Source organism: Erythrobacter sp. (assembly GCF_011765465.1).
Classification (GTDB): domain Bacteria; phylum Pseudomonadota; class Alphaproteobacteria; order Sphingomonadales; family Sphingomonadaceae; genus Erythrobacter.
Window position 1 is genome coordinate 2873629 of record NZ_CP050265.1, and the last position, 20163, is coordinate 2893791.

18 protein-coding genes and 1 tRNA gene are annotated in these 20163 nt (G+C 67.5%); 13 read left to right on the top strand and 6 right to left on the bottom strand.

What is annotated here, in order from left to right:
* Positions 1-26: 26 nt before the first annotated feature.
* Entirely contained in the window at positions 27-821 is a 795-nt protein-coding gene (locus tag G9473_RS13885; RefSeq protein ID WP_291134012.1) for an SDR family oxidoreductase, read from the bottom strand.
* 53 nt (positions 822-874) lie between these two features.
* Between G9473_RS13885 and pepN the strand changes: the two genes are divergently transcribed.
* The 8 genes from pepN (at position 875) to G9473_RS13925 (ending at position 10937) form a co-directional block, all read left to right on the top strand.
* A complete protein-coding gene (pepN, locus tag G9473_RS13890) occupies positions 875-3556 on the top strand; it encodes an aminopeptidase N (RefSeq protein ID WP_291134013.1) in 2682 nt (893 codons plus the stop codon).
* Positions 3557-3558: 2 nt separating this feature from the next.
* Positions 3559-4311 (top strand): peptidoglycan editing factor PgeF, encoded by a 753-nt coding sequence (gene pgeF, locus G9473_RS13895; protein ID WP_291134014.1) that lies wholly within the window; start codon positions 3559-3561, stop codon positions 4309-4311.
* Between the two features lie 299 nt (positions 4312-4610).
* Positions 4611-5174: a ubiquinol-cytochrome c reductase iron-sulfur subunit gene (gene petA, locus G9473_RS13900; RefSeq protein ID WP_291138488.1), complete on the top strand. Its 564-nt coding sequence runs from the start codon at positions 4611-4613 to the stop codon at positions 5172-5174.
* 85 nt (positions 5175-5259) lie between these two features.
* A complete protein-coding gene (locus tag G9473_RS13905; protein ID WP_291134016.1) occupies positions 5260-6630 on the top strand; it encodes a cytochrome b/b6 in 1371 nt (456 codons plus the stop codon).
* Positions 6631-6703: 73 nt separating this feature from the next.
* Positions 6704-7549, top strand: a complete 846-nt coding sequence (locus G9473_RS13910) for a cytochrome c1 (protein ID WP_291134018.1) — start codon at positions 6704-6706, stop codon at positions 7547-7549.
* A 107-nt stretch (positions 7550-7656) separates the two neighbouring features.
* On the top strand, positions 7657-8226 hold the full coding sequence (locus tag G9473_RS13915) for an adenine phosphoribosyltransferase (RefSeq protein WP_291134020.1): 570 nt from the start codon (positions 7657-7659) through the stop codon (positions 8224-8226).
* Positions 8227-8318: 92 nt separating this feature from the next.
* Complete coding sequence (locus tag G9473_RS13920) at positions 8319-10250, top strand: sodium:proton antiporter (RefSeq protein WP_291134022.1); 1932 nt, start codon at positions 8319-8321, stop codon at positions 10248-10250.
* A 54-nt stretch (positions 10251-10304) separates the two neighbouring features.
* Positions 10305-10937, top strand: a complete 633-nt coding sequence (locus G9473_RS13925) for an OmpA family protein (protein ID WP_291134024.1) — start codon at positions 10305-10307, stop codon at positions 10935-10937.
* Here G9473_RS13925 and G9473_RS13930 read toward each other — a convergent pair whose 3' ends face one another.
* From G9473_RS13930 to panC, 5 genes are all read right to left on the bottom strand, one after another.
* Positions 10938-11675: a 3'(2'),5'-bisphosphate nucleotidase CysQ gene (locus tag G9473_RS13930; RefSeq protein WP_291134026.1), complete on the bottom strand. Its 738-nt coding sequence runs from the start codon at positions 11673-11675 to the stop codon at positions 10938-10940.
* Positions 11676-11707: 32 nt separating this feature from the next.
* Positions 11708-13639, bottom strand: a complete 1932-nt coding sequence (gene cysN, locus G9473_RS13935; RefSeq protein WP_291134028.1) for a sulfate adenylyltransferase subunit CysN — start codon at positions 13637-13639, stop codon at positions 11708-11710.
* A complete protein-coding gene (gene cysD, locus G9473_RS13940; RefSeq protein ID WP_291134029.1) occupies positions 13639-14544 on the bottom strand; it encodes a sulfate adenylyltransferase subunit CysD in 906 nt (301 codons plus the stop codon). Before cysD ends, cysN begins: the two co-directional genes overlap by 1 nt.
* A 292-nt stretch (positions 14545-14836) precedes the next feature.
* Positions 14837-14910, bottom strand: a tRNA-Gly gene (locus tag G9473_RS13945).
* Positions 14911-14982: 72 nt separating this feature from the next.
* Positions 14983-15849: a pantoate--beta-alanine ligase gene (panC, locus tag G9473_RS13950; RefSeq protein WP_291134031.1), complete on the bottom strand. Its 867-nt coding sequence runs from the start codon at positions 15847-15849 to the stop codon at positions 14983-14985.
* Positions 15850-15975: 126 nt separating this feature from the next.
* Here panC and G9473_RS13955 point away from each other — a divergent pair, with 126 nt between their 5' ends.
* From G9473_RS13955 to G9473_RS13975, 5 genes are all read left to right on the top strand, one after another.
* Complete coding sequence (locus G9473_RS13955) at positions 15976-16821, top strand: division plane positioning ATPase MipZ (RefSeq protein WP_291134033.1); 846 nt, start codon at positions 15976-15978, stop codon at positions 16819-16821.
* Between the two features lie 4 nt (positions 16822-16825).
* Positions 16826-17167, top strand: a complete 342-nt coding sequence (locus G9473_RS13960) for a molecular chaperone DnaJ (protein WP_291134034.1) — start codon at positions 16826-16828, stop codon at positions 17165-17167.
* Between the two features lie 322 nt (positions 17168-17489).
* Positions 17490-18905 (top strand): phosphoglucomutase/phosphomannomutase PgmG, encoded by a 1416-nt coding sequence (pgmG, locus tag G9473_RS13965; RefSeq protein ID WP_291134036.1) that lies wholly within the window; start codon positions 17490-17492, stop codon positions 18903-18905.
* A 25-nt stretch (positions 18906-18930) separates the two neighbouring features.
* Positions 18931-19824 (top strand): DUF2059 domain-containing protein, encoded by an 894-nt coding sequence (locus G9473_RS13970; RefSeq protein WP_291134038.1) that lies wholly within the window; start codon positions 18931-18933, stop codon positions 19822-19824.
* A gap of 129 nt (positions 19825-19953) precedes the next feature.
* Complete coding sequence (locus tag G9473_RS13975) at positions 19954-20103, top strand: hypothetical protein (RefSeq protein WP_291134039.1); 150 nt, start codon at positions 19954-19956, stop codon at positions 20101-20103.
* Positions 20104-20163 lie beyond the last annotated feature (60 nt).

Below are 20163 nucleotides of genomic sequence, written 5' to 3' on the forward strand. Positions count from 1 at the left end.
GCTGCTGCGCAGCCGGGCCTCGCTCCTCAGGTCAGGCTTGCCAGTCCCTCCAAATAGGTCGGGTATCGCGGCCTCCACCCCAGTACCCGCTTGGCCTTGCCGTTCGCGACGCGGCGGTTCTCCATGTAGAAGCCGCGCGCCATTTCGGAGAGGTGCGCCTCTTCCAGCGTTTCGAGCGGCGGCGGTTCGACGCCCAGCAGGCGGCAGGCGTGTTCGGTCACTTCATTGCCGCTCGCGGGCAGGTCGTCGCCGATATTGTAGGCGCCGGGCGGTGCGTCCTGCGTCAGCGCGGCGACCACGGCGCTGGCGATATCGTCGACGTGGATGCGGCTGAAGACCTGTCCCGGCAGGTCGATCCGCCGGGCCTTGCCCTCGCGCACGCGGTCGAGCGCGCTGCGTCCGGGTCCGTAGATGCCGGGAAGGCGGAACACCCGCGCGCCCATCTCCAGCCACGCAAGGTCCGCTTCGGCGCGGGCGTTGCGGCGGCCTTGCCCGGATTGCGCGATGGTCGGTGTGGCCTCGTCTACCCATGCGCCCTGCCGGTCGCCATAGACGCCCGTCGAGGAGAGGTAGAACAGCGGCTTGCCGGAAAGCGCCTCGCCATAGGCTTCGAGCACCGGGTCGGTTCCGGCGGAGCGGTCGGGCGGGACCGATGAGAGGACATGGCTCGCCTCGCCCAGCGCCGCGAGCACGCCAGCGCGGTCCGCGAAATCGAGATCGCCCGCGCTCCCCGTCGCCTGCACAGTCCAGCCCTTTTCGCGCAGGCGCGCTGCGATGCGTTTCGCCGTGTAGCCGAGGCCGAAGATCAACAAATGCGACATGGCCCTGCCTCATGCGGTTGGACGCGGTCGCGAATCAATCTAAATCGCGCATCATGGATGCAGCCAAGACCCCGACGAACCCCGACGGCAACACCTATGTGGCGGATGCCGCGCCGACCCCGCACGACCCGCCGGTGATACGGCGCGAGGATTACCGGCCCTTTCCGTGGCTTGTCCCGACCACGCATCTCGCCTTCGAACTCGGCCTCGAAAAGACGCGCGTCACCGCGACCCTTCGCATCGAGCGCAACCCCGCCTCGGGCGAAGCGACGCAGGAGGTGCGGCTCGACGGCGACGGCCTCACGCCGGAGCGGGTGACGATCGACGGGGCCGAAGTCGCCGATTACCGCATGGACGGGCCGGACCTCGTCCTCACGCTTCCGGGCGAGGGGCACGAGGTCGAGGTCGTCACCGAGGTCGACCCCGCCGCCAACACGCAATTGATGGGACTCTACGCCTCGGGCGGGATGCTGTGCACCCAGTGCGAGGCGGAGGGCTTCCGCCGCATCACCTTCTTCCCCGACCGGCCCGATGTCCTGTCGACCTACACCGTGCGGATGGAGGGACCGAAAGATACCTTCCCGGTCCTGCTCGCCAACGGCAACCGCACGGCGGAAGGCGAGAACGGCGACGGCACGCACTGGGCCGAATGGCACGACCCCTGGCCCAAGCCGTCCTATCTCTTCGCGCTGGTCGCGGGCGACCTTGTGGCCAATTCCAAGCCCTTCACCACCCGTTCGGGACGCACGGTCGAATGCAATGTCTGGGTCCGCCGCGAAGACCTCGCGCTGACCGACCACGCGCTCGAATCGCTCCACCGCTCGATGAGGTGGGACGAGGAGACCTTCGGGCGCGAATACGACCTCGACCTCTACAACATCGTCGCGGTCTCGGATTTCAACATGGGGGCGATGGAGAACAAGGGGCTCAACGTCTTCAACACGAAATACGTGCTCGCCGACCCCGACACCGCGACCGATGCCGATTTCGACGCGGTCGAGGGCGTGATCGCGCACGAATATTTCCACAACTGGTCTGGCAACCGGGTGACCTGCCGCGACTGGTTCCAGCTTTCGCTCAAAGAGGGCTTCACCGTGCTGCGCGACCAGCTCTTCTCGCAGGACATGAGAGGCGAGGCGGTCAAGCGGATCGAGGACGTGCGCATCCTGCGCGCCGCGCAGTTTCCCGAGGACGCGGGCCCGCTCGCCCACCCCATCCGGCCCGACAGCTACCGCGAGATCAGCAACTTCTACACCGCGACCGTCTACAACAAGGGCGCCGAGGTGATCCGCATGATGCGGACCATGGCGGGCGTGGAGCGGTTCCGGGCCGGCACCGACCTCTATTTCGACCGCCACGACGGCGAGGCCGCGACCTGCGAGGATTTCGTGCGTGCCATCGAGGACGGGGCGGGGCTCGACCTTTCGCAGTTTCGCCTGTGGTATCGGCAGGCCGGCACGCCGCGGGTGAAGGTGGCCGCCGAAGTGAACGGCGACACGCTCGCGCTGACCCTGACGCAGACCGTGCCCGCCACGCCCGGCCAGCCCGACAAGCAGCCGATGCCGATCCCGCTGCGCGTCGCGGTCCATTCGCGCGGCAACGCCCCTGACGGCGGCGCGCTGGGCGAGGAACGGCTGGTGGTGCTCGACACCGCGGAGCAGACCTTCGACCTCCCGCTCGTCGGGCCCGATCCGGTCGTCTCGATCAATCGCGGCTTTTCCGCCCCCGTCATCATCGAGCGCGAGCTGGCGCACGAGGATCTCGTCTTCCTCGCCGCCCGCGACGACGATCCCTTCGCCCGGTCCGAAGCGATGCAGGAACTCGCGCTCTCGCACCTCGTCGGCGCGGCGAGCGGGGAGCTGTCGGACACCGCCGCCGCCGAAGGGCGCGCGGCGATCGTCGCGGCGATGCGCGCGGTGCTCGCGGACGGCGATCTCGACGATGCGATGCGCGGCGAGCTGATGCTGCTGCCGAGCGAGACCTACCTCTTCGAAGCCATGGCCTCGCGCAGCGGCAAGGCCGATCCCGGCGCGATCCACCGCGAGCGCGAGGCGCTCAAGGCCGCGCTCGGCAGCGAACTGGCGGGCGAGCTCGCAGCGATCCACGAGCGCGCGAGCGGCATCGCCTTCGATGCGCCCGAGGGTCGCGGCGCGCGCAAGGTCAAGACGCAGGCGCTCGTCCTGATCGCCGCAGCCGACCCGGCCAAGGCCGCCCGCCTTGCCGCCGCGCAATACGATGCCGCCGACAACATGACCGACCGGCAGGGCGCGCTGATGGTCCTCGCAGGGCTCGACTGCCCCGAGCGCGAAGAGCGGCTCGCCGCCTTCTACGAGCGGTTCCGGGGCAATGCGCTGGTGATCGACAAATGGTTCACCCTGCAGGCGCTCTCGCTCCACCCGGACGTGATCGAACAGGTCCGCGCGCTTTCGGGCCATCCCGATTTTACTCTCAAGAACCCCAACCGCCTGCGCTCGCTCTACATGGCCTTCGCGGGCAATCCGCAGGGCTTTCACGACGCGAGCGGGGAGGGGTACCGGATGATCGCCGATGTCATCATAGAGGTCGACCGGATCAATCCGCAGACCGCGGCGCGCTTCGTCTCCCCGCTGGGGCGCTGGCGGCGGATCGAGCCGGGGCGCGCCGCGCTGATGAAGGGCGAGCTCGAACGCATCCTCGCCGCGGGCAACCTGTCGCGCGACACCTATGAACAGGTGACGCGCAGCCTCGAGGACTGAAGGTGACGCGCTTCGCCATAGAGCGCGCCGAGGCGCTCGACGGCGTCCCGCACGGCTTTTTCGGAAGCGCGGGCGGCGCGCACCAGTTCGGATATGGCGGGCCGGGCGAGGCTCAGGCCATCGCCGCGCTGAGGGCCGAAGCTGCCGAAGCGATCCGGCCCGGCGCGGTGCTGGTCGCGCCGCACCAGGTCCATTCGCCCGATGCCGTGACCGTAACGGAAGGCTGGGAGGATGCCGCCGAGGGCCGCCCGGTCGCCGATGCGGTGGTGACCGACCGGCCCGGCCTTGCGCTCGGCATCGTCACCGCCGATTGCGCGCCGGTCCTCCTTGCCGACGCGGAGGCGGGCGTGATCGGCGCGGCCCATGCCGGCTGGCGCGGGGCGAAAGGAGGGGTGATCGCGAATACCCTCGCCGCGATGGAAGCGCTCGGGGCGAACCCCGCGACCATCGCCGCCGCGATCGGGCCGACCATCGCGCAGCAAAGCTACGAGGTCGACGAGCCCTTCCGCGCCCATTTCGCCGCCGCCGACGAGCCGCATTTCGCCCCTGCCCCGCCGCGCGAGGGCACACCGCGCTGGCATTTCGACCTGCCGGGCTACGTCGCCGCGCGCCTTACGCAAGCGGGCGTGCGAAAAATAAATTATGTTGGCGGGGATACATTCTCACATCAGCAGAGTTACCACTCCTACAGGAGGGCTTCCTCGCTTGGGGAGCCGGGTTACGGGCGTCAGATCAGCGTGATCGCGCTGCCCTGACGCGAAAGCGTGAACCGGCTTGCACGTATCCGAACGGGGAATGCTCAAAACAGTGTTGGATTCGTCGTTCTTTCTGGGTAAGGGCGCGGTTCCGTCGACGATGCGGCACGATGCGTCGTGCCCGGGCAGGCGGTGCCGGGAGACATCTTGAGAGCAGATCGGCAGGCCCCTTGCGGGATCGAGCCGGCAGCAGAAAAGTTTCGAGAACCAAGCCGCGCCGGGTCGCTTCCCGCTGCGGCGAGGCGGGCAAGACAAGACCAAGGGCAAGGTAGAGACACATGGCCAATTCTGGTGCTGACATGGGTGGGGCCGCGACGGCGGATCCGAACCTGCTGGACGAGGAAGGCGTTCGCCGCCGCGACTGGATCCACATTGCCGCGCTGAGCGCGGGCGGGGTCGCCGCGATCGGCGCGGTCTACCCGCTGGTGAGCCAGATGGCGCCGTCGGCCGACGTTCTCGCCGCCTCGACCACCGATGTCGACCTCGCCACGCTCGAACCCGGCATGGCGATCAAGGCGACCTTCCGTTCGCAGCCGCTGTTCGTGCGCCGCCTGACGGCCGAAGAAGTGACCGAGGCCGAGCAGGTCGACGTCTCGAGCCTGCGCGATCCGCAGTCGCTCGCCGACCGCACCAAGGAAGGCAAGGCCGAATACCTCGTCACGCTGGGCGTTTGCACCCACCTCGGCTGCGTCCCGCTGGGCGCCGGCCAGGGCGAGGAAAAGGGCGAGTTCGGCGGCTATTTCTGCCCCTGCCACGGGTCGCACTACGACACCGCCGGGCGCATCCGCAAAGGCCCCGCGCCGACCAATCTCGTCGTGCCGGAATACGAATTCACCTCGGACACCACCATCCGCGTCGGCTGATCGCACGTAACTTCGTGCGGGCATTCACCGCCGCCAAGAAACGATAACCGACCCGACCAGCAACGCAGTAACCGAAGAGAACGCCATGAGCTTCGCCTGGGCAAAACAATACGAGCCGAAATCCGCTTTCACGAAGTGGATCGACGAGAAATTGCCGGTGCCGCGGCTGGTCTACAACGCGGTGGGTGCGGGCTATCCCGTGCCGCGCAACCTCAACTATATGTGGAATTTCGGCGTTCTGGCCGGGTTCTGCCTCATGCTGCAGATCATCACCGGCGTCGTGCTCGCGATGCAATACGAATCCGACACCGGCGTCGCCTTCGCCTCGGTCGAGCACATCATGCGCAACGTGAACTGGGGCTGGGCGCTGCGCTATGCCCACGCGAACGGGGCGAGCTTCTTCTTCATCGTCATCTACCTGCACATCTTCCGCGGCCTGTACTATTCCAGCTACAAGGCTCCGCGCGAGATGATCTGGCTGCTGGGCGTCGTGATCTTCCTGCTGATGATGGCGACCGCCTTCATGGGCTACGTGCTTCCCTGGGGCCAGATGAGCTTCTGGGGTGCCAAGGTCATCACCGGCCTGTTCGGCGCGATCCCGCTGATCGGCGAGCCGCTGCAGGTCTGGCTCGTGGGCGGCTATGCCCCGAACGACGCGACCCTTTCGCGCTTCTTCTCGCTCCACTTCCTGCTGCCCTTCGTGATCGCGGGCGTCGTGATCCTCCACATCTGGGCGCTGCACATCCCGGGTTCGTCGAACCCGACCGGCGTCGAGGTGAAGCAGGAAAGCGACACCGTGCCGTTCCACCCGTACTACACGGCGAAGGACGGCTTCGGGCTGGGCGTGTTCCTGATCATCTATTCGCTGTTCGTCTTCTTCCTGCCGAACGTGCTGGGCCACCCGGACAACTACATCGAGGCGAATCCGCTCTCGACCCCGGCGCACATCGTTCCCGAATGGTACTTCCTGCCGTTCTACGCGATCCTGCGCGCTTTCACCGGCGACCTCGCGCTGTTCGGCATCACGCTGGTCCCGGCCAAGCTGCTCGGCGTGATCGCGATGTTCGGCTCGATCCTGGTGTGGTTCTTCCTGCCCTGGCTCGACAAGAGCCCGGTGCGCTCGGGCAGCTATCGCCCGCTGTTCAAGAAGTTCTTCTGGTTCGGCCTCATCCCCTGCATGATCCTGCTGACGATCTGCGGCGGTTCGCCGGCGGAAGAACCCTGGGTCATCCTGAGCCAGATCGCCACTGCCTATTACTTCCTGCACTTCCTCGTGATCCTGCCGATCGTGAGCCAGATCGAAGTGCCCAAGCCGCTGCCCTTCTCGATCACCGAGGCGGTGCTCGGCTCGGACGACAAGCCGGGCAGCACGCCGGGCGGCGGCGACAAGCCCGAAGCCGCGGTCAAGCCGCTCCCCGGGAGCGATCCCGACGGTTCGCTCGCCCCCGCAGAATGAAACCGGTGAGGGGCGGCCCGCGCCGCCCCCGCCCCGCCTTCAACTCGACCCGATAACGAGAAAGAGTTCGGTCATGACCATCCGCCTCGCAGGCATCATCATCGGCCTCGTGATCACGGGCGTCCTCGTCCTGTGGTCGCTCCTGCCCGGTGCCCTCAATTATTCGTCGCCGGAAAAGCCGGATTACTACGCCTTCAAGGAAGAGCTGATCGCGCCCGCGGGCGGGTTCTCGTTCGAAGGCCCGCTCGGCAAGTGGGACGAGGCCCAGCTGCAGCGCGGCTATTCGGTCTACAAGCAGGTCTGCTCGAGCTGCCACTCGCTCAAGTATGTCGCCTTCCGCAACCTTGAGGAAATCGGCTTTTCCGAAGAGGAAGTCCGCGCCGAGGCGGCGAGCTGGCAGGTTCCGGGCATCGACCCCAACACCGGCGAGGAAGTGCTCGTGCCGGCCAAGCCGACCGACCATTTCCCGGCGCCCTATCCCAACGAGACCGCGGCACGGCTGGCGAACAACAACGCCTATCCGCCGGACCTTTCGCTCATCACCAAGGCGCGGCCGGACGGCGTTCACTACGTCTATTCGCTCAATCTCGGCTACAAGGAGCTCGATCCGGAGCTGCTGGAGAAGACCGGCTTCGAAACGCCCCCGGGCCTCTATGCCAACGTCTACTTCCCGAACGTGAACCTCGCCATGCCGCAACAGATCTATGACGGCCTGGTGACCTATCCCGACGGGACCGAAGCGACTGCCGAGCAGATCTCGGCCGACGTCACCGCTTTCCTCGCGTGGACGGCGGAGCCCAAGATGATCCAGCGCAAGCAGACCGGCTGGGTCGTGATCGGCTTCCTGCTGTTCATGACGGCGCTGGCCTTCCTGTCCTACAAGCAGGTCTGGGCCGGGAAGAAGCCCAAGAAGAAATAAGCGCGCAGCGCCCCGCGGCGCAGCATTGCAGGCACCGGCGCCCCATCGTCCCTTGCGGATGGTGGGGCGTCATGCTTTCTAGGGGGCAGCGCAGGCGACGGGGACAGATGATGACCGGGACGACGACCATGGAGCCGCGGCTTTCTCCGCAAGAGATCAAGGCGCTGGTGCGCACCGTGCCCGACTTTCCCCTGCCCGGCATCCAGTTCCGCGACATCACCACGGTGATCGGCCACCCGCGCGCGCTCGCCTCGAGCGTGCACCATCTCGCCGACATGGCGAAGGACGGCGGCGCCGAGGACATCGCGGGCATGGAAGCGCGCGGCTTCATCTTCGGGGCGGCGGTTTCCATTGCGCTCGGCACGGGCTTCATCCCGGTGAGGAAGCCGGGCAAGCTGCCGGTCGAGACGATCCACGTCGAATACGACCTCGAATACGGCAAGGATCGGCTCGAAATGGACCCGGGCGCGATCCGGCCGGGACAGAAGGTGACGATCGTCGACGACCTCATCGCCACCGGCGGCACGGCGCTCGCCGCGGTCGAACTGCTGCGGCGCGCGGGCGCGGTGGTCGAGCAGGCGCTGTTCGTGATCGACCTGCCCGACCTCGGCGGCGCGCGCCGCCTGCGCGAAGCCGGCGTCGAGGTCGGCACGCTGATGGAATTCGAGGGCGACTAGGCCGCAGCAGCCGCCCCTAGCCATTCCGCCGCCCCGGAACGCGCGCGCGCGCGGGGCATTGATCCCACGGGAGGAGGAGACCGAACCCCGGCATGGAATCGCAAGCACTCGTCATCGCCGCGATCGGCATCCTCGGCATCGGGGCGCAGTGGCTCGCCTGGCGCACGGGCTGGCCGGCGATCGTCCTGATGCTCGCCGCCGGCTTCCTCGCAGGGCCGGTCGCGGGCGAGCTGGGCTATCGCATCATCGATCCCGAAGCGGCCTTCGGAGACCTGCTCGATCCTGCCATCGGCATCGGCGTCGCGCTGATCCTGTTCGAAGGCGGGCTGAGCCTCGACCTCAGGGAATTGCGCGATTCCGGCAGCGCGGTGTGGCGGCTCGCCACCGTCGGCGTCGCGGTCGGCTGGGCGCTCGGCGCTTTCGCTGCGAACTACATCGCCGGGCTCGCCTGGCCCGTCGCGGTGCTGTTCGGCGGCATCCTGATCGTCACCGGTCCGACCGTCGTCATCCCGCTGCTGCGACAGGCGAACATCCAGACGAGGCCGAGCAACATCCTCAAGTGGGAAGGGATCGTGAACGATCCCACCGGGGCGCTTTGCGCGGTCGTCGCCTATGAATATTTCCGCCGCATCAACGAATTTCCCGACGCGACGCTGGTCGATGTCGTCCCGCCGCTGATCATCGCCGCGATCATCTCGGGCCTGATCGGCTATGCCGCTGCGCGCGCGGTCGCCTTCGTCTTTCCGCGCGGGGGCATCCCCGAATATCTCAAGGTCCCCGTCCTGTTCTCGAGCGTGATCGGGGTCTTCGTCTTCACCAACCAGATCGAACACGAGGCAGGGCTGGTCGCGGTGACGGTGATGGGCGTGACGCTCGCCAACACCGATTTCACCTCGCTGCGCTCGATCCATCCCTTCAAGGAGAACGTCGCGGTCCTGTTGGTGTCGGGTATCTTCATCCTGCTTTCGGCCAGCCTGACGCCAGCCGACCTCGCCTATCTCGACCCGCGCGAGCCGGTCGGCCAGCGCTTCGCCCTGTTCATCCTCGTCCTGCTGTTCGTGGTGCGCCCGGTGACCGTGCTGGTCAGCCTGCTGGGATCGCGCGTGCCTTGGAACGAGCGGCTGTTCGTCGCCTGGATCGCCCCGCGCGGCATCGTGCTGGTCGCGATTTCGGGCCTGTTCGCGCTGCGCCTCGCCGATCTCGGCTATGGCAGCGGGCAGGTGCTCACCGCCTTGAGCTTCGCCGTGGTCTTCGCGACCGTCGTCGCGCACGGCTTCAGCGTCGACATCGTCGCGCGCTGGCTCGGGGTGAAGGGCACTTCGCGCCCCGGCCTGCTGATCGTCGGTTCGACCCCGTGGACCATCGCGCTCGCCAAGGAGATGCAGGCGCTCAAGACCCCGATCATGATCGTCGATGCGAGCTGGCAGCGGCTCGGCGCCGCGCGGCGCGAGGGGCTGCCCTTCTACCACGGCGAGATCCTGAACGAGGCGACCGAGCACAATCTCGACCTCTCGCCCTACCAGGTGCTGGTCGCGGCGACCGAGAACGAGGCATACAACGCGCTCGTCTGCAATGAATTCGCGCACGAGATCGGGCGCGACAGCGTCTACCAGCTGGGCGAAAGCCGCGACGAGAACGACCGCCACTCGCTGCCCGAATCGATCCGCGGGCGGGCGCTGTTCGAAAGCGGCTTCGGCGTCGACGACGTCCAGGAACGCCAGCAGCAGGGCTGGGTCTTTCGCAAGACCAAGCTGTCCGACGCCTTCGCCTTCGAGGACGCGCAGCAGAAACTGCCCGACAGCGCCAATATGCTGCTGCTGGTGCGCGAGGGCGGAACGCTGCGCTTTTTCACCCACGCCGCAAGGCCCGAGCCGCGCGCGGGCGACGTGATCATCTCCTTCTCCCCGCCGCAGCTGAAGACGCCCGAGGAAAAGGCGGCGAAGCGCGCGGTCAAGGAGGCCGGGCGGCAGAAGGCCGAAGGAAACGCCGAGAAGGGGTCTCCCGGCAAGCCCCAGCCCGGATGACTTATATAGCGCGGGGGGACAAGGCCAAGAAAACGAAACGCACATGAGGAGCAGATGAGAACTACGAAGACCCTGGCCCCGCTGGCGCTGGCCCCGATCCTGGCCCTCGCCCTTGCCGCGTGCCAGGACAGGACCGACGACGCCGAAGACCCGCAATCCGCAAGCACGTCCGAGGCCGATGCCGCCGAAGAGGACGAGGAAGAACCGGCCCCGGTCTCGATCTTGCGGCCCGACATCGAACCGCCCGAATTGCCAGACCTGCCCGAAGTCCCGCTTGAACCGCTCGATCTGACCATCGGCTTTCCCGAGGGCGGCATGGAGCTGGACGAGGAGGCCAAGGCGACGCTCGAGCAGGTGCTCGAATCCGAACAGGTCGCGACCGGTGCGCCGATCGTGCTGCGCTCCCACACCGATTCCGAAGGCAGCGACACAGGCAATATGCGCGCGTCCGAAAAGCGCGGGGAACTGGTCAAGGCGTGGCTGGTCGAAAACGGGATCGCGGCGGATCGCATCCGGGTGATCCCCTTCGGAGAACAGAACCCGGTCGCGCCCAACGCGCTGCCCGACGGATCGCCCAACGAGGCCGGGCGGGCGCGCAACCGACGGGTCGAGGTCGCCGTGGTCCCGGTCCCCGAGGAAACCGTGCCGGACGACCCGGCGGACGCGAGCGCGGAAGACGCGGACTAGCTAGCCCAGCGCGGCGACCCTGCGCAGCACTTCCCCGGCGTATTCCGGGCGGCAGATCAGGAGGTCGGGGAGGTAGGTGTCGGCGTTGTTGTAGCGGATCGGCGAGCCGTCGATGCGCGAACAATGCAGGCCGTGCGCCGCCGCCACCGCGACCGGCGCGCAGCTGTCCCATTCGTATTGCCCGCCCGAATGGAGGTAGATTTCCGCCTCGCCGCGCACCACCGCCATCGCCTTGGCCCCGGCGCTGCCCATCGGCACGAGCTCGCCGTCCATCGCGGCACAGACGTCCTCCGCCTCGCGTGCGGGGCGGGTGCGGCTGACGAGGAAGCGCGGTTTCGCGGCGGCCTCGGCGAGCGGGGCGGGGCGGTCGGAGCGCAGCACCACGCCGCCGCCCAGCCCGGGTAGAGCGACTGCGCCCACTTTCGCCTCGCCGCCGATGGATAGCCCGACATGGACCGCCCAGTCGGCGCGCTGTTCGCCATATTCGCGCGTGCCGTCGACCGGATCGACGATCCACACGCGCTCCTTGTCGAGCCGAGCCGTGCCGTCCTTTTCCTCTTCGGAAAGGAGCCCGTCGTCGGGCCGCGCCGCGCGGATCGCGTGGCACAGGAATTCATTGGCCGTGGCATCGCCGGCAGCGCCAAGCGCCTTGCCCTCGAAGACGCCGCTCGCGCGGACCTCTACAAGGATGCGGCCCGCGACTTCGGCGAGATGCGCGGCGAGCTGTGCGTCGGTCATTCTTGCCCCCAATGCTGCCCCGTTTTCTGCGCTCACTTGAGCGGCAGGATCGCGTCGATGATGTGCTGCGCCGCTTCCGCGGGCGTCATCTCGACCGTGTTGACGATAATCTCGGGGTTTTCCGGCGGCTCATAGGGGCTGTCGATCCCGGTGAAGTTCTTGAGCTTGCCGCTGCGCGCCTTGGCATAGAGCCCCTTCACGTCGCGCTGTTCGGCGACTTCGAGCGGGGTGTCGACGAAGATCTCGATGAATTCGCCTTCGGGCAGCATCTCGCGCACCATCCGCCGCTCGGCGCGGAAGGGGCTGATGAAGGCCGTGAGCACGATCAGCCCCGCATCCGCCATCAGCTTGGCCACCTCACCGACGCGGCGGATGTTCTCGATCCGGTCGTTCTCGGTGAAGCCGAGATCGCGGTTGAGGCCGTGGCGGACATTGTCCCCGTCGAGCAGGAAGGTGTGGCGGTTCATCACCGCGAGGCGCTTTTCGACCTCGTTGGCGATGGTGCTCTTGCCCGAGCCCGAAAGCCCGGTGAACCACAGCACGCGCGGCACTTGGTTCTTGAGCGCCGCATGGTCCTCGCGGGTGATCGTGGTCGGCTGCCAGTGGACGTTCTGCGCCCGGCGCAGCGAATACCGGATCATCCCCGCGCCCACCGTCGCATTGGTGAACTTGTCGATCAGGATGAAGCCGCCCAATTGCCGGCTTTTCTCGTATGGCTCGAAAGTGATCGGCCGGTCGGTCGAGAAATCGGCGACCCCGATGGAATTCAGCTCCAGCGTCTTGGCCGCGAGGTGATCGAGCGAGTTCACGTCGATCTCGTATTCGGGCTCCTGCACGTTGGCCGTGACCATCTGCGTGCCGAGCTTCAGCCAGTAGCCGCGTCCCGGTTTGAGCGCGTCCTCCGAAAGCCACACGAAGGTCGCGCGGAACTGGTCGGAAGCTTCCGGCGGATCGCCGGCCGCCGCGATCACGTCGCCGCGCGAGCAATCGACCTCGTCTTCGAGCGTGAGCGTGACCGACTGGCCCGCGACCGCTTCGTCGAGATCGCCGTCGAAGGTGACGATGCGTTTCACCGTGCTGGTCTTGCCCGCCGGCACGATCCGCACCGGGTCGCCGGGACGCACCGTGCCGCTCGCGATCAGGCCGGAAAAGCCGCGGAAGTCGAGGTTCGGGCGATTGACCCATTGCACCGGCATCCGCAGCGCGCGGTCCTGGGCGGCGGTGGCGGCGACCTCGACGGTTTCGAGATGTTCGATCAGCGAAGGGCCGCCATACCACGTCGTGTTGTCGGACGGTGCACGGGTGATGTTGTCGCCCCGGAAGCCCGAGATCGGGATCGCGGTGAAGTCCTCGATCCCGATGTCCTTTGCAAAGGCGCGGTAATCGGCAACGATGTGTTCGAAGGTGGACTGGTCGTAATCGACGAGGTCCATCTTGTTCACCGCCAGCACGATGTGGCGGATGCCGAGCAGGTGGACGAGGTAGGAATGGCGCCGCGTCTGCTGCAGCACGCCCTTCCTCGCATCGACCAGGATCACGGCGAGGTCCGCGGTCGAGGCGCCCGTCACCATGTTGCGGGTGTATTGCTCGTGCCCCGGCGTGTCGGCGACGATGAACTTGCGCTTTTCGGTGGTGAAGAAGCGATAGGCGACATCGATGGTGATGCCCTGTTCGCGCTCGGCCGAAAGCCCGTCGACCAGCAGCGCGAAGTCGATTTCGTCGCCCTGCGTTCCGTGGCGCTTGCTGTCGCTTTCGAGCGCGGCGAGCTGGTCCTCGAAGATCATCTTCGAATCGTAAAGCAGCCGCCCGATCAGCGTCGACTTGCCGTCGTCGACGCTGCCGCAGGTGATGAAGCGCAGCAGCCCCTTGTGCTGGTGCTGGTGAAGATAGGCGTCGATGTCCTCGGCGATGAGCGCGTCGGCGACGAAACCGGAAGCGGGCGCGGCGGGGCTGGAGCCTTCCATCAGAAGTATCCTTCCTGCTTCTTGTCTTCCATCGAGGCCGACTGGCCCTTGTCGATGGCGCGGCCCTGCCGCTCGGAACCGGTGGCAAGCAGCATTTCCTGGATGATCGCGTTCATGTCAGTCGCTTCGCTTTCCGTCGCGCCGGTCAGCGGGTAGCAGCCCAGCGTGCGGAATCGGACCGAACGTTCGACCACTTCCTCGCCCTCTTCGAAACGGAAGCGATCATCGTCGACCACCAGGATAAGCCCGTCGCGCTCCACGGTCGGGCGCTTCTTCGAGAGGTAAAGCGGGACGATGTCGATCTTTTCGAGCGCGATATATTGCCAGATGTCGAGCTCGGTCCAGTTCGAGATCGGGAAGACGCGGATGCTCTCGCCCTTGTTCTTCTTGGCATTGTAGAGGTTCCACAGCTCGGGCCGCTGGTTCTTGGGATCCCAGCGGTGCGCGGCGTTGCGGAACGAGAACACGCGCTCCTTCGCGCGCGCCTTTTCCTCGTCGCGCCGCCCGCCGCCGAAGGCCGCGTCGAAACCGTGCTCGGTGAGCGCGCGCTTCAATGGCTCGGTCAGCTGGGCCTGCGAATAAAGCGCGCTGCCGGTGTCGAAGGGGTTGATGCCCTGCGCCTCGGCGTCCTCGTTCTGCGCGACGATCAGTTCGAGCCCGTATTCCTTCACCGTGCGGTCGCGGTGGTCGAGCAGATCCTGGAAGTCCCACCCGCTCGCGACGTGCAGCATCGGGAACGGCGGCGGCGAGGGGTAAAACGCCTTGCGCGCAAGGTGCAGCATGACCGAGCTGTCCTTGCCCACCGAATAAAGCATGACGGGATTTTCCGCCTCGGCCACGACTTCGCGGAAGATATGGATGCTCTCGGCCTCGAGCCGCTGGAGATGCGTGAGCGTGGTCGTCATGGGCCGCTTTCCTAGGGTATGGTGCGGGAGACGCAAACAAGTTTTTGCACCTGCACAATGAAGCGCAGCTATGGCGGAGGAGGGCCGGAAACTGCGGGTCGGGAGGTGAAGGTCGCGCGGGTAAGGGGGACTCTCAGAGCAACGAGCGCAGCGAGGACAATCGAACCCCTCTCCGGCCATGTCTCGCGCATCGGCGAAAGTATGGAGCGGGTAAGGGGGAGTCGCAGACGAACGAGCGCAGCGAGGACAATCGAACCCCTCTGGGGCCGCGTATCGTTCACGGGTGAGAGTATGGAGCGGGTAAGGGGAATCGAACCCCTCTAGCCAGCTTGGAAGGCTGGAGCATTACCACTATGCTATACCCGCCCGCGTGCCGCTTGGCAGAGCAGCGCCAATGCCACCGAAACCGCGCTGTCGTCAACGCCGATATGCGCCCGGTCAGGCCGGCCGGGGGCTTACCGCCATGTTGTCGATCAGCCGCGTGCCGCCGATCCGCGCGGCGACCAGCAACCGGGCGGGCGCGGTCCCGAGCGCATCGAGCGGCGCGAGCGAGGCCGCATCGGCGAGCGCGACGTAGTCCGGTCGGTCGAAGCCTGCGGCCTCCAGCCGCTTTTCCAGCGCCGCAAGGGCCGGGGCGACCGGTTCTCCCGCCTCGATTCCCGCCACCGTCTCGCGCATCGCGGCGGGCAGGGTCGCGGCGGCGGCGCGCTGCTCAGGCGAGAGGTAGCGGTTGCGGCTCGACATCGCGAGCCCGTCCGCCTCGCGCACGGTCGGCACGCCGATGATCGCGTCCGCGTGGGGCCGGGTCAGGTCGAGATCGCGCGCCATGGTGCGGATGACGGCGAGCTGCTGGTAATCCTTCTCCCCGAAGAAGGCCCGGTCGGGCATGACCTGGTTGAACAGCTTGGCGACCACGGTCGCGACCCCGTCGAAATGGCCGGGCCGGGCAGCGCCGCACAGCCCCTCGCTCACGCCCTTGACCGAGATGCTGGTGGCGAAGCCTTCCGGATACATCGCCTCGACGCCGGGCGCCCAGAGCAGGGCGACACCTTCGGCCTCGAGCATGGCGGCATCCTCGGCGAGCTGGCGTGGATAGGAGTCGAGGTCCTCGCCTTCGCCGAACTGGGTGGGGTTGACGAAGATCGAGGCCACGACGTGGTCGCATACCTCGCGCGCGCGGCGCACCAGCGTGAGGTGGCCTTCGTGCAGCGCGCCCATGGTCGGCACGAGCCCGACCGTCGCGCCGCCTTTCCTGAGCGCCGCGAGCGCCGTTCTCAACACATCGAGCGTGCTTGCCGTTTGCACCCGTTCCTCTCCACCTCTAAACCTTGGACCGTAACTGGCCCTTTCGCCCCCTAGGCCAGCGCAAGCCCGCTTCACAAGCCGGCGTGCGCGCGCGGGCGGGGCCGCACCAAGGGAAGCACCGCCGCCATGTCAGACGAAACCCACGACCCGAGCGCCGCCGCCCGAGGCAAGCCCGCGCACCGTATCGTCTTTGCCAACGAAAAGGGCGGCACGGGCAAGTCGACCACCGCGGTCCATGTCGCGGTCGCGCTGGCCTATCTCGGGGCGCGGGTGACGATCCTCGACCTCGACCCGCGCCAGCGCACCAGCTTTCGCTACATGGAAAACCGCGTGCGCACGATGGAACTGCGCTCCATGACCCTGCCGACCCCGGCCTGCGAGGTCTTCACCGGGGACAGCGTCGAGAAGCTGCTTGCGGCGATGGCCCGGCTCGAGGCGGACTGCGATTTCCTGATCGTCGACAATCCCGGCCGCGACGACCCTTTCGCCCGCGCGGCGGTGGAGAACGCCGACACGCTGGTGACGCCCCTGAACGACAGCTTCGTCGATTTCGACCTCATCGGGCAGGTCGACGGGGAGACGTTCAAGGTGCGCAAGCTGTCCTTCTTCGCCGAGCTCGTCTGGGAAGCGCGGATGCGCCGCAGCCGGGCGACGCTCGAGCAGAAGCGGCCCGAGATGGACTGGATCGTGGTCCGCAACCGCACCGGCCACGTCGAGGCGCGCAACATGGCGCGCATCGAAAAGGCGCTCACCGAAATGTCGAAGCGGGTCGGTTTCCGCGTGACCAAGGGGCTGTCCGAGCGCGTGATCTACCGCGAGCTGTTTCCCTCGGGTCTCACCCTGCTCGACAAGGGGCACCTCGGCGAACTGGGCACCAGCCACCTTGTCGCACGGCAGGAACTGCGCGCGCTGATCAAGGTGCTGAACCTGCCCGAATTCGCCGGGGCCGAGCCGCGGCTGGAGCTCGCCTGAGGCCATGCTCAAGGCGGCGATCATCCTCCTGCTGATCGTGATCGTCTGGCGCTGGGCGCTCGGCAGCTGGCCGTGGGACGGGCTGTTCGCGCAGCCTGGGCGCGAGCGGGAACTGGCGCAGGCGCGGCTCCTGCTGGGCGTCGGCAAGCGCGCGGGGCGCGGCCAGATCCTCGCCGCGCACAAGCGGGTGCTTGCGCGGGTCCATCCCGACCGGGGCGGCTCGTCCGCGGCGGTGCACGAGGCGAACGCGGCGCGCGACCTCCTTCTGGCCGAGCTTTCGGATGGCGGAGCGAGCGGGGCGAACGGCGACCCGGGTGCGGGCGGGGATGGCGGCGGGGGCGATTGAAGCGGCCCGCGCCGGCGCGGCCAATCCCGTCCCCACCAGCCACGGCCTCCAAGGGCGCGCCCCCGGCGCTGCGCCGGGCCGACGCATCCCCGAGCGGGACGGAGCAGCCTCTCCATTTGCGCGAGCGGCGCATCGCGGTATTGACACAAATCGCGTCCACGACGCGCGCAATCGCGCGCCGGGGCGCGTGGCGGGGGGAACAGGCGCGCGCTCGTCGGTCGGACGGCGGGGCGGGCGAACCGGCATTTCCCGCGCGCGAGAACGACATATCCGACCCCGTCCGGCGCGGGGTCGCAAGCACAGGGCAGGAAAAGAACCCGATATGAGCCACCACTTCGACCCGAGCGTGCTGCGCGAATACGACATCCGCGGAATCATCGGCCAGACCCTCGGCCCCGACGACGCGCGGGCCATCGGCCGGTCCTTCGCCACCCTGCTGCGCGAGGCCGGCGGCGAAACGGTCGCGATCGGCTATGACGGGCGGATGAGTTCCCCCATGCTCGAACACGCGCTGTGCGAGGGGCTCACCTCGGGCGGGTGCAATGTCGTGCGGATCGGGCTCGGCCCGACCCCGATGCTCTATTACGCCGAGGCTTCAAGTGAAGAGATAGATGGCGGCATTCAGATAACTGGCAGCCACAATCCCCCCAACTACAATGGCTTCAAGATGGTATTTCAGGGGCGTCCGTTCTTCGGCGCCGACATCCAGAAGCTCGGGAAAATCGCTGAAGAGGGGGTCTGGTCCAGTGGCTCGGGCGAGGTCACCGAACGCGATGTCATGGGCGAGTATGTCGAGCGCCTGCTCGAGGGTCTCGCCGGAATCGACACCGGCGAACTCTCCACCCTCAAGGTCGGCTGGGATGCGGGCAACGGGGCCGCCGGGCCCGCGCTCGAACGGCTGGCCGCACGGCTTCCCGGGGAACATCATCTGCTGTTTACCGATGTCGATGGACATTTTCCAAACCACCATCCTGATCCGACTGTCGAAGCCAATCTGGCCGATCTTCGGGCGTTGGTCGCGGAGAAGAAGCTCGATTTCGGAGTGGCTTTCGACGGCGACGGCGACCGCATCGGCGCGATCGACGGCGAGGGCAGGGTGATCTGGGGCGACCAGCTGCTGATGATCTATGCCGAGGACGTCCTCGAACGCCACGCCGGCGCGACGATCATCGCCGATGTGAAGGCGAGCCGCGCGCTGTTCGACGCGGTCGCGGCGCATGGCGGCAAACCGCTGATGTGGAAGACCGGCCATTCTCTCATCAAGTCCAAAATGAAGGAAACGGGTTCGCCGCTCGCGGGCGAGATGAGCGGGCACGTCTTCTTCGCGGACGAATATTACGGGTTCGACGACGCGCTCTATGCCGGCGTGCGCCTGATCGCGGCGAGCGCGCGACTCGGGAAATCCGTGACCGAGCTGCGCGAAGCCATGCCCGCCATGCTCAACACGCCGGAAATGCGCTTCCAGGTCGACGAGAGCCGCAAGTTCGCCGCGATCGCCGAGGTGTCCGAGCGACTCAAGACCAACCCCGGCCCCGATGTCGAGGACGTCAACGCGACCGACGGCGTGCGGGTGACGACCAAGGACGGTTGGTGGCTGCTGCGCGCCTCGAACACGCAGGATGTGCTCGTCGCGCGCGCGGAAAGCGACAGCGAGGACGGGCTCGAGCGGCTGATGGCGCAGATCGACGAACAGCTCGCGCTCTCGGGCCTCGAACGCGGCGAAAGCGTCGGGCACTGAGCGCAACGGGGGAGGGACCGCAGGGATGAGGAAGATCGTTTTCGCACTGGCGCTTTGCTCGGCGTCGCTCGGTGGGCCGCTCGCCGCGCAGGACGCGCCGGCGGAAGAAGGAGTCGATCTCGCCGCCGAGGGCGAGACGGGGGAATGGGACGCAAACGCCGATCCGCTCCGCGAGGCGATGGCGCAGATGGAGGCGCTGTTCCCGCGCGAACCCCTCACCGCGGAGCAGGAGGCGCGCCTGCCCGCCGCCGAGCGGATCGTCGCGGCGATGATCCCGGAAGGCACGATGGGCGACATCATGGGCCAGATGATGGACGACCTCGTGCGCCCGATGATGGAGATGGGCCCGTCGCCCGCGCGCGCGACGGCGGCGCGCGGGCTCGGCATGGTGCCGTTCGAGCTCGACCTCGACGACGCCGAGGCGGCCGAACTCGCCGCCCTGTTCGATCCCGCCTGGCGGGATCGCCAGGAGCGCGAGATGGCCGTCATCCCGCAAGTCATGCGCGAGATGATGACGGTGATGGAGCCGCCCATGCGCAAGGCCATGTCCGAACTCTACGCGATCCGCTTTTCCGCCGCCGAACTGGCCGAGATCGAGGGCTTCTTCTCGACCCCGACCGGGCGCCGCTATGCCAGCGAGAGCTTCGTCATGGCGAGCGATCCGCGCATGATCGGGGCGAGCATGGAGGCGCTTCCGGCGCTGATGGAGAGCATGGAGGACATCGAGGCGCGCATCGCCGAGGCGACCGGGGACCTTCCCGAACGCCGCGCCTACGAGGAACTGGACGCGGCCGAGCGCGAGCGGGTGCGCGCGCTGACCGGCCTTTCCGAAGAGGACATTCTCGCCAACCTTTCGGGCGATGCCGGGGACGACATCGGAGCGGCGGCCGAAGCCGCGGCGCTGGAAGGCGAAGAATAGGCCGACGATCCGCACGGCCGGAACGGGCGAACCGGACGCGCGAAGCGAAAAGGCCAATTCCTACAATCGCACCGACCGGCGAACTGGTAGAGAACCCCTAGACGCCAAGGCCATTCGAGGAAGCGGACCATGCGCAAACTGATCGCCGCCGGCCTGTTCGGCGCGACCCTCGCGCCCGCCGGGCACGCCGCCACCGAGCCGCAGGAGGGCGGAAACGCCGTCCAGCAGGACAAGCAGGCGGGCTCCGACACTCCGGACGAGGACAGCGTCGGGGGCTAGGACGCTCACGCGAAAAGGCCCCCGCCGCAAGGCGGGGGCCCTCTCCTCCCGTCGAGTGCG

What these genes read in the sequence shown, in the direction of transcription:
- G9473_RS13885 (WP_291134012.1), bottom strand. Translation starts at nt 821, where the DNA reads ATGTCGCATTTGTTGATCTTCGGCCTCGGCTACACGGCGAAACGCATC.
- pepN (WP_291134013.1), top strand. Translation starts at nt 875, where the DNA reads ATGGATGCAGCCAAGACCCCGACGAACCCCGACGGCAACACCTATGTG.
- petA (WP_291138488.1), top strand. Translation starts at nt 4,611, where the DNA reads ATGGGTGGGGCCGCGACGGCGGATCCGAACCTGCTGGACGAGGAAGGC.
- G9473_RS13905 (WP_291134016.1), top strand. Translation starts at nt 5,260, where the DNA reads ATGAGCTTCGCCTGGGCAAAACAATACGAGCCGAAATCCGCTTTCACG.
- G9473_RS13910 (WP_291134018.1), top strand. Translation starts at nt 6,704, where the DNA reads ATGACCATCCGCCTCGCAGGCATCATCATCGGCCTCGTGATCACGGGC.
- G9473_RS13915 (WP_291134020.1), top strand. Translation starts at nt 7,657, where the DNA reads ATGATGACCGGGACGACGACCATGGAGCCGCGGCTTTCTCCGCAAGAG.
- G9473_RS13920 (WP_291134022.1), top strand. Translation starts at nt 8,319, where the DNA reads ATGGAATCGCAAGCACTCGTCATCGCCGCGATCGGCATCCTCGGCATC.
- G9473_RS13925 (WP_291134024.1), top strand. Translation starts at nt 10,305, where the DNA reads ATGAGAACTACGAAGACCCTGGCCCCGCTGGCGCTGGCCCCGATCCTG.
- G9473_RS13930 (WP_291134026.1), bottom strand. Translation starts at nt 11,675, where the DNA reads ATGACCGACGCACAGCTCGCCGCGCATCTCGCCGAAGTCGCGGGCCGC.
- cysN (WP_291134028.1), bottom strand. Translation starts at nt 13,639, where the DNA reads ATGGAAGGCTCCAGCCCCGCCGCGCCCGCTTCCGGTTTCGTCGCCGAC.
- cysD (WP_291134029.1), bottom strand. Translation starts at nt 14,544, where the DNA reads ATGACGACCACGCTCACGCATCTCCAGCGGCTCGAGGCCGAGAGCATC.
- G9473_RS13955 (WP_291134033.1), top strand. Translation starts at nt 15,976, where the DNA reads ATGTCAGACGAAACCCACGACCCGAGCGCCGCCGCCCGAGGCAAGCCC.
- G9473_RS13960 (WP_291134034.1), top strand. Translation starts at nt 16,826, where the DNA reads ATGCTCAAGGCGGCGATCATCCTCCTGCTGATCGTGATCGTCTGGCGC.
- pgmG (WP_291134036.1), top strand. Translation starts at nt 17,490, where the DNA reads ATGAGCCACCACTTCGACCCGAGCGTGCTGCGCGAATACGACATCCGC.
- G9473_RS13970 (WP_291134038.1), top strand. Translation starts at nt 18,931, where the DNA reads ATGAGGAAGATCGTTTTCGCACTGGCGCTTTGCTCGGCGTCGCTCGGT.
- G9473_RS13975 (WP_291134039.1), top strand. Translation starts at nt 19,954, where the DNA reads ATGCGCAAACTGATCGCCGCCGGCCTGTTCGGCGCGACCCTCGCGCCC.